7 protein-coding genes are annotated in these 8,468 nt (G+C 69.5%); 4 read left to right on the top strand and 3 right to left on the bottom strand.

Annotated features, from left to right (window positions below; translation table 11 throughout):
- The 3 genes from OO69_RS53035 to ptsP all read left to right on the top strand — a co-directional run.
- On the top strand, window positions 1-184 hold a 184-nt coding region (locus OO69_RS53035), incomplete at its 5' end, for a hypothetical protein (RefSeq protein WP_234444493.1).
- Window positions 185-431: 247 nt separating this feature from the next.
- Window positions 432-881, top strand: coding sequence for a PTS sugar transporter subunit IIA (locus tag OO69_RS21710; protein WP_033282390.1), 450 nt, complete (start codon window positions 432-434; stop codon window positions 879-881).
- A gap of 77 nt (window positions 882-958) precedes the next feature.
- Window positions 959-2,629 carry a phosphoenolpyruvate--protein phosphotransferase gene (ptsP, locus tag OO69_RS21705; RefSeq protein ID WP_033282389.1) on the top strand — a complete coding sequence of 557 codons (1,671 nt, stop codon included), beginning with the start codon at window positions 959-961 and terminating at the stop codon, window positions 2,627-2,629.
- 93 nt (window positions 2,630-2,722) lie between these two features.
- Here ptsP and OO69_RS21700 read toward each other — a convergent pair whose 3' ends face one another.
- Window positions 2,723-3,619 carry a hypothetical protein gene (locus OO69_RS21700; RefSeq protein WP_033282388.1) on the bottom strand — a complete coding sequence of 299 codons (897 nt, stop codon included), beginning with the start codon at window positions 3,617-3,619 and terminating at the stop codon, window positions 2,723-2,725.
- A gap of 22 nt (window positions 3,620-3,641) precedes the next feature.
- Window positions 3,642-4,850, bottom strand: a complete 1,209-nt coding sequence (locus OO69_RS21695) for an MFS transporter (protein ID WP_033282387.1) — start codon at window positions 4,848-4,850, stop codon at window positions 3,642-3,644.
- A gap of 111 nt (window positions 4,851-4,961) precedes the next feature.
- Here OO69_RS21695 and OO69_RS21690 point away from each other — a divergent pair, with 111 nt between their 5' ends.
- Window positions 4,962-6,287 carry an aminotransferase class I/II-fold pyridoxal phosphate-dependent enzyme gene (locus OO69_RS21690; RefSeq protein WP_033282401.1) on the top strand — a complete coding sequence of 442 codons (1,326 nt, stop codon included), beginning with the start codon at window positions 4,962-4,964 and terminating at the stop codon, window positions 6,285-6,287.
- Window positions 6,288-6,308: 21 nt separating this feature from the next.
- Here OO69_RS21690 and OO69_RS21685 read toward each other — a convergent pair whose 3' ends face one another.
- Window positions 6,309-8,276 carry an acetoacetate--CoA ligase gene (locus OO69_RS21685; protein WP_033282386.1) on the bottom strand — a complete coding sequence of 656 codons (1,968 nt, stop codon included), beginning with the start codon at window positions 8,274-8,276 and terminating at the stop codon, window positions 6,309-6,311.
- Window positions 8,277-8,468: the final 192 nt, after the last annotated feature.

The following is an 8,468-nucleotide window of genomic DNA, read 5'->3' as shown; positions in this document are numbered from 1 at the left end:
GGTATCAACATATCTGGCGTTGATTTTTGGCACGCTGTTGAGTTCTCAAGGAACGGACGCTTCCTTTGTACTCACCCTCTCGGGCTTTCCTCCGGGCTTCCCTTCGGTGTTCCAAACTCTATCAGTGTTTTTCCGGCCCCCTGACCACCGTCCTGCAGGCATGCAGAAGGCGACCCCGGGATAGGATCTGACAAGTTGGGTGCTGCTAGGCCAAGCAAAGACGCTTGGTCGCGTCGCTCGGCCTCAAGCAGGAGTACGACTGTACATGCGGCCGTAGAGCAGGTGCAAATCGATTAGAGGTGTGGTCTAGACCACTAATCCGGACCTCTCAGGCGGAACCGGTACTACATATGACATACCCTGCTGCTCAGTGTGCCGTCCGGGACAGGTAGTGACGGCCCCATCACATTTCCACCCCTGGGAGGCTTCCCATGACCAGCGTGACGTCCCCTCTCGCAGGACGTGCCATCGGACTGACGGAGGTGCCGGATCCGGTCTTCGCCGGAGCCATGGTCGGCCCCGGCATGGCCATCGACCCCGTACGTGAGCCTTCCGAGGCCGTCTCTCCCGTGGACGGAGTGATCGTCTCCCTCCACCCGCACGCCTTCGTCGTCGTGGACTCCGACGGACACGGTGTGCTCACTCACCTCGGGATCGACACCGTCCAGCTCAATGGCGAGGGCTTCGAGCTGCTCGTCAACAAGGGCGACACCGTGACCCGGGGCCAGAGCGTCGTGCGCTGGAACCCGGCCGCTGTCGAGGCCGCCGGCAAGTCCCCGGTGTGCCCTGTCGTGGCTCTCGAAGCGACGGCCGATGCGCTCTCCGATCTCCGCGAGGACGGCGATGTGAAGGCCGGCGACAGTCTCTTCACCTGGGCGTGAGTCAGTGCCGTCTTAAGACGGCGAGCAGGACAACCACCGCGGCGGCGGGACCCGCCGCACTATCGGAGACGGGTGAGATGGAGACAACGCTGCGAGGCGTCGGTGTGAGCCACGGTGTGGCGATCGGCGAGGTTCGGCACATGGGGACGGCGGTTCTGGAACCGCCTGCCAAGCAGATTCCGGTGGAGGACGCGGAGCGTGAACAGGGGCGCGCCCGCCAAGCCGTGGACGCTGTGGCGGCCGACCTGATGGCGCGCGGCAATCTGGCGGGGGGCGAAGCCCAGGCGGTGCTCGAGGCGCAGGCCATGATGGCCCAGGACCCCGAGCTGATGGCGGACGTGGAACGTCGTATCGCCGTCGGCAGTACCGCTGAGCGGGCCGTCTACGACGCCTTCGCCGCCTACCGTGCTCTGCTGGCCGGTGCCGGTGAGTATCTCGCCGGCCGGGTGGCCGACCTCGATGACGTGCGGAACCGTATCGTCGCCCGGTTGCTCGGGGTGCCGATGCCGGGTGTTCCGGACAGCGACGAGCCGTATGTCCTTATTGCCCGTGACCTCGCGCCTGCTGATACGGCGCTGCTGGACCCGACGCTGGTGCTCGGTTTCGTCACCGAGGAGGGCGGGCCGACGAGTCACAGCGCGATCCTGGCGCGGGCGCTCGGTGTGCCGGCCGTGGTGGCGCTGCCGGGGGCCGGGGAGTTGGCCGAGGGCACGGTCGTCGCGGTGGACGGCAGCACCGGTGAGATCTTCGTGAACCCCACTGATGAGAAGAAGGAGCAGCTGGCGTCCGCGGCCGCCGCGCGCAAGGCCGCTCTCTCCGCTTCTACGGGTCCTGGTGCCACCTCCGACGGGCACAAGGTGCCGCTGCTGGCCAACGTCGGCGGACCTGCTGATGTACCGGCCGCGCTGGAGGCGGGGGCCGAGGGTGTGGGGCTCTTCCGTACCGAGTTCCTCTTTCTGGACGACAGCAAGAACGCGCCGACCGAGGAGAAGCAGGTCGAGGCCTACCGGCAGGTGCTCGAGGCGTTCCCCGAGGGTCGTGTCGTCGTGCGGGTGCTGGACGCGGGCGCGGACAAGCCGCTGGACTTCCTGACGCCGGCCGACGAGCCGAACCCGGCTCTGGGTGTGCGCGGTCTGCGGTCGCTGCTCGACCACCCCGATGTGCTGCGCACTCAGCTGACGGCGCTCGCGAAGGCCGCCGAAGGTCTGCCGGTCTACCTCGAGGTCATGGCACCGATGGTCGCGGACCGTGCGGACGCGAAGGCGTTCGCCGACGCGTGCCGCGAGGCCGGGCTGCGGGCCAAGTTCGGTGCGATGGTGGAGATTCCGTCGGCCGCGCTGCGGGCGCGCTCGATTCTGCAGGAGGTCGAGTTCCTGTCGCTGGGGACCAACGACCTCGCGCAGTACACCTTCGCCGCCGACCGTCAGGTGGGTGCGGTGTCCCGGCTGCAGGATCCGTGGCAGCCGGCACTGCTCGACCTGGTCGCGATGTCCGCGGAGGGGGCGAAGGCCGAGGGCAAGAGCTGTGGTGTCTGCGGTGAGGCCGCGTCCGACCCGCTGCTGGCTTGTGTGCTGACCGGTCTGGGGGTCACCTCGCTTTCCATGGGGGCGGCTTCGATTCCTTATGTGCGTTCGACGCTGGCGAAGTACACGCTGGCGCAGTGCGAGCGGGCCGCGCTGGCCGCGCGCGCCGCGGACAGTGCCGAGGAGGCGCGCGCGGCGGCTCAGGCCGTGCTGTCCGGCGAATAGGCATTGAGCAGCTAGGCAAATGGTTGGGCGGGAAGCCGTCCGTCGGCTGTGGTTCAGGGGCGCCCCACCAGTGGTGGGGCGCCCCTGCCGTGCTCAGTGGTGGTGTCCTCCCTGGGGTTGCTCCAGGTCTCCGAGGTCGGGCGGTACGCAGTAGTCGACGCCTGATTCCGGGGAGATGAGGTCGCCTGATTCGACGTCGGTGCAGTAGGCGTCGAAGACCTCGCCGGCGGTCAGGGCTTCGAGGCCGTCGCCGCGCAGGCGCCAGCCGTAGATGCAGTCGGGGAGGTCGGGGCTGGTGGTGCGCATGACGAGGCCGCCGGGGCTTCGGGTGGCGAGGCCGAGGGCGAGGATCGTGGTGAATTCGAGGGCCTCGGCGTCGTCCAGGTGTGTGGTGCCGTCCTCGTGCTGGTCGGCGTGGAGGACGGAGACGATGGTTTCCGGTGCTCCCGAGACGCTGCAGACGAGGTGTCGGTTGCCGGGGCGGGCTGTGTCGAGGATGCGGACGAGGAGGCCGGAGGCCCGGGTGAAGGCGGCGCGGCCGATGTCCTCGCCGCAGGAGGCGCAGGAACCTAGGCGGGCGAGGAGTGTGGTCGCGTACTCCCAGGTCGCCTGGCGGACGGCCTCGTCGACCAGGGCCGGGAGGAGGTCGGCCAGTGGCTGGCCTTCGTAGAGCAGGGTGGGGCCGGTGGCGGCTAGTTCGGCGGTGAAGCGGGCGCGGCTCGACGGGATGTCGGGGTCGAGGCCGCTGTCGTCGCAGAACTCGGCGTATTCCTGGGGGTCGAAGAGGGCCACGCTGGTGTGGCTGCCCTGGAGGGCGCGGCTCCTGAGGAGGGCCTCGACCTGCTGGAGGTAGGCGGTGTGGTCGTCGAAGGTGAAGCTGCGATAGCGCCGCATGATGCTGAAGTCCTGCTCGTCGGTCAGCAGACCGATGGTTCCCGCGATTTCGCGGCGCAGAACGCGTCGCATGGTCTGGTGGTCGGTGTGCGCCATGTTTCCCCCTGTGCGCTGTTGATCAATGCTCACTCACAGTAACCGGCGGCACTGACAACGGCGTCCGAGCAAGGGGTTCACGGACCAGGCGGTGCTGAATCATGCAGGTCAGAGCGATGGCGGCGCCGAAGACGGTCCAGCCGAGGGGGCCGGTGGCGATGGCCGCGGTGACCGCGAGTGGGCCGACGCTGCGCTGGGTGGACTGGGCGAGTCCGTGCACGCCGAGGTAGCTGCCCTGTGCGGTGTCGGGCGCGAGGGCGACGGAGAGTTCCCACGAGATGGTGGCGTGCAGCATTTCCGCCATGGTGAAGGCGACTGCCGAGGCGGTGAGGAACACGATCGCCGTGACGGCTTCGCCGGTGGCCGAGAGCGCCAGGGTGGCGCCGCCCAGGGCGAAGGCGATGGAGAGCGGTATCAGCAGGTTGCGGGTGGCCGCCGTCGTGGTGGCGAAGCGGGCCAGGGAGACCATGAACGCCACCACCATCACGTTGTTGAGGACCATCAGCAGGGGTGCCAGTCCGTGCGGTGCGTCGCTGGCGTGGGCGATCCAGAGTGGCAAGCCGACCTTGAAGACTGCGTCGTCGAGGAAGAGAACGGTCTCGGTTGCGACGTACGCGAGGTAGGTGCGGTCGCGCCAGGGGTTCGGTGGCTTGCTCGCGGGTGGTGCGTCCTTCGACGTCGCGACGGTGCGGGTCGGTGACGGGGGTTCACCGCAGCGCAGGGTGAGGGTCGCGACCGCGACGAAGGAGAAGGCGTCGCCGAGGAGGAGCCAGTGGTAGGCGGCGGCTGTGCCGAGAGCGAGGGCGGCCGCGGCGGTGAGACCGCCCAGGGCCCAGCCCGCGTTGGCCGCGGTTCGGCTGATGGCCTGGTAGCGGATGCGGTCCGGGCCTGCGACGCGGGTGGCGTAGAGCTTGGTGAGCACGTTGGCGGCGCGGTCCCCGAAGCCGCCGGCGGCCGAGAAGACGATCAGCAGGACGTAGTTGTCCGTGGTGAGCAGGGCGAACGAGGCCAGGGCGCGCAGCAGTTGAAGGGCGACGAGCACGCGGGTGAGCGGGAACCGGTCGGCCAGGCGCCCTCCCAGGGGTGCGCCGGCGATGCCGATGGCTCCGGCGATCGCGGCGAGGGTGCCCACCTGGGCGATGGAGAGATGCGAGACGTAGGTGAAGTACAGGACGGACACGGAGGCCCACAGGCCGCTGCCGGTGCGGTCGACGAGGGCGATCGCGAGCATTCTGCGGCCGTCGCGCCCTCCGGGTACGCGTTTCGGCCGTAGGGCTGCGCCGCGCGTCGTAACCACTGCTCCCCCTTGCGTTGAATTATGTATTGGTACATAGTGATCGACGTGGCAATACAATATGGGATCAGTGGTACGACGGCCAAGGGGATTGCCGCGTCCGTCGAACGACGGGTGGCCGAGGGGGTGTTGGGGCCGGGTGCCGCGCTGCCTCCGGTGCGGCGGCTCGCGGACGGGCTCGGGGTGAGTCCGGGGACCGTGGCCACGGCGTACAAGGAGTTGCGGCAGCGGGGCATCGTCGTCACGCGCGGGCGGGGCGGAACGGTGGTGGCGCAGGCTCCGGCGGTGGCGTCGCGGCGGCCGCCCCGGGTCCCGGAAGGCTTGCGGGACTTGGCCGGTGGGCACCCCGATCCGGCGTTCCTGCCGGCCCTGGTGCCGCCTTCGCGGCTCTCCCCCGGTGCGCGGTCCCACCGGTCGACGCCACGACTGGCGCGGTTGGAGGAGACCGTACGGGACTGGCTCCTGCCCGACGGTGTGCCCGTGGAGCACGTGACCTTCGCGCACGGGGCGCTGGACCTGGTCGGGCGGCTGCTGTCCGTGGAGCTCCGGCCCGGGGATGCCGTGGCCATGGAGGACCCCGGTTATCACCATCTGCTGGATCTGGTCACGGCGTTGGGACTGCGGATGGTGCCTGTCGCCGTGGACGACGAGGGCATGCGTCCCGATGCCCTGCGCGCGGCGCTGCGGGTGGGTGTGCGCGCCGTGGTGTGCAGTCCCAGGGCGCAGAATCCGTACGGGGGTTGCTTCTCTGCCGCGCGCCGGGACGCGCTCGTCGAGGTGCTCCGGGATGAGCCGGAGGTGCTGGTCGTGGAGAACGATCACGCGTCCTCCGTGGCGGCCGCTCCTCTGTGGTCGCTGGCCTCCGGCGGGCTGTCGCGTTGGGTGCATGTGCGGACGGTGAGCAAGTTCCTCGGCACCGACCTGCGGTGGGCCGCGGCCGCCTGCGATCCGGTCACGCTGGCACGGCACGACGGGCGGCTGCTGCTGACGTCCGGCTGGGTCAGTCATCTCCTCCAGGAGACCGTCCACGGGCTGATGACGGACGACGGCACGCGCGCGTTGGTCACGCGCGCCCAGGAGGCATACGTGCTGCGCCGGGAGACCCTCCGCGAGGAGTTGAGCGGGCGGGGGATCGCCGCGCACGGTGCGAGCGGGATGAACCTCTGGGTGCCCGTGCGGGACGAGTCGGCCGTGGTCAACGGGCTGCGGTCGTACGGCTGGTGGGTCGCCGCGGGGGCGCGGTTCCGGCTGTCGTCCGAGCCGGGCGTACGGATCTCCGTCACCGACCTCGAACGCACCGACGCGGTACGGCTGGCCTCGGACTTCGCCGCTGTGCTCGGCGAGGGCGAGTCCGAGGCCACCTATGGAGGGTGATCGTCCTCGACGGGAGGGCGATCAGGAGCGCTTGCGGGCGAGGTCCTCGTAGAAGCTCAGCAGGTCGAGGTTGTCGATGGAGCCCGGGTTGACCGCCTTCTCCAACGGCGTGCCCTGGAGGAGGCGTTTGACGGGTACCTCGATGCGCTTCCCGGTGAGGGTGTGCGGGACGCCGGGCACTTCGATGACCTCGTCGGGTACGTGGCGTGGGGAGAGCTGTTCGCGGATCGTCTGCTTGATGCGGCCCAGGAGGGCGTCGTCGAGGACGGCTCCCGGGGCGAGGTGGACGAAGAGGGGCATCCAGTAGCCGCCGTCGGGCTGCTCGATGCCGATGACGAGGGACTCCTTGATCTCCGGGAGCCGTTCGACCGCTTCGTAGATGTCGGCCGAACCCATGCGCACGCCTTGCCTGTTGAGCGTGGAGTCGGAGCGGCCGTGGATGACGACGGAGCCCCGGGAGGTGACGGTGATCCAGTCGCCGTGGCGCCACACTCCGGGGTACGTGTCGAAGTAGCTGTCGTGGTAGCGGGTGCCGTCGGGGTCGTTCCAGAAGTAGATCGGCATGGACGGCATGGGGTTGGTGACCACGAGTTCGCCGACCTCGTCGACCAAGGGGTCGCCGTTCGGGTCCCAGGACTGGAGGTCGGTGCCGAGGCCGGGGGCCTGGAGTTCGCCGATGTACACCGGGAGGGTCGGTACGGCGCCCGCGAAGCAGGAGCAGACGTCCGTGCCGCCGCTGACCGAGGCGATCCACAGGTCGTCGCGGACCTCGTCGTGCAGCCAGCGGAAACCGTCGGGCGGCAACGGTGATCCGGTGGTGGCTACGCACTTCACCTTGGAGAGGTCGAAGTCGCGGGACGGGTGCACGTCGGCCTTGCGGCAGGCCATGACGTAGGCGGCTGACGTGCCGTAGAGGGTCGCTCCGGTGCGTTCGGCGATGCGCCACTGGGCGGCTGTGTCGGGGTACCCGGGGCTGCCGTCGTAGAGGACGATCGTCGTGCCGGTCAGGAGGCCGGAGACGAGGAAGTTCCACATCATCCAGCCGGTGGACGTGTACCAGAAGAAGCGGTCCTCGGGGCCCAGATCGCAGTGCAGGCCCAGTTGTTTGAGGTGTTCTACGAGGATGCCGCCCTGGGACTGGACGATGGCCTTGGGGAGGCCGGTCGTGCCCGAGGAGTAGAGGACCCACAGGGGGTGCTCGAAGGGGACCTCTTCGAAGACGGGCTCCACGTCGGCCGACGTCAGGGACGACCACTCCAGGGCGCCTTCGGGAGCTTCGGTGCCGAGCAGGGGGATGTGCACGACCGCGCGCAGGGTGGGGAGTTCGCGGCGGAGTTCGGCGACCGTGTCGCGGCGGTCGTGCTCCTTGCCGCCGTAGCGGTAGCCGTCGACGGTGAACAGGACGACCGGTTCGACCTGTTGGAAGCGGTCGAGGACGCTGCGTGCGCCGAAGTCCGGCGCGCAGGACGTCCAGACGGCGCCCACGGCGGCTGTGGCGAGCAGAGCGACGACGGCCTGGGGAATGTTCGGGAGGTAGCCGCTGACGCGGTCTCCGGGGCGTACGCCGAGGGTGCGCAACTCGGCGGCCAGGGAGCCGACCTGGCGGCGCAGCTCCGCCCAGGTGACCGGGCTCGGCTCGTGGGTCTCGTCGACGTACAGGAGGGCCGGTTCGTCCGCGCGGGTCGCCGCTGCGCGCAGGGCGTGCTCGGCGTAGTTGAGGGTCGCTCCGGGGAACCAGTGGGCGCCGGGCATCGAGCGGTCGCCGAGCACGCGCGCGTAGGGGGTCGAGAAGCGGACGTCGAACCACTCGGTGACGGCCTGCCAGAACGTGTCCAGCTCGTCGACGGACCAGCGGTGCAGTGCCGCGTAGCCGCCCTCGGCGGGCGCTCCGTGGTGTTCGGCCGCCCAGGACTGGAACCTGGTGACCTGTGCCTGGGCGATGCGTTCCGGATCTGGCTGCCAGAGCGGCAGGGGGTTCGCGGTCGACATGGGGCGGCTCCCGGGACTGTGCGCGTCGTGTGCGTCGGGTCGCGCACGTGCGGGGGTGTGCGCGTGACGCGGCTGACACGGACGATGCCATGTGATCGACTTCTGCACCAGGGCGGGCTCCACATAGTCCGTGTCGTGAAGATGTGGTCCCACCACGGGTGAACGGCAGTTGAACGACACGGTTATCCGGGG

Source organism: Streptomyces sp. NRRL F-525 (assembly GCF_000716605.1).
Lineage (GTDB): Bacteria > Actinomycetota > Actinomycetes > Streptomycetales > Streptomycetaceae > Streptomyces.
This window is presented reverse-complemented; position numbering and strand designations above follow the sequence as displayed.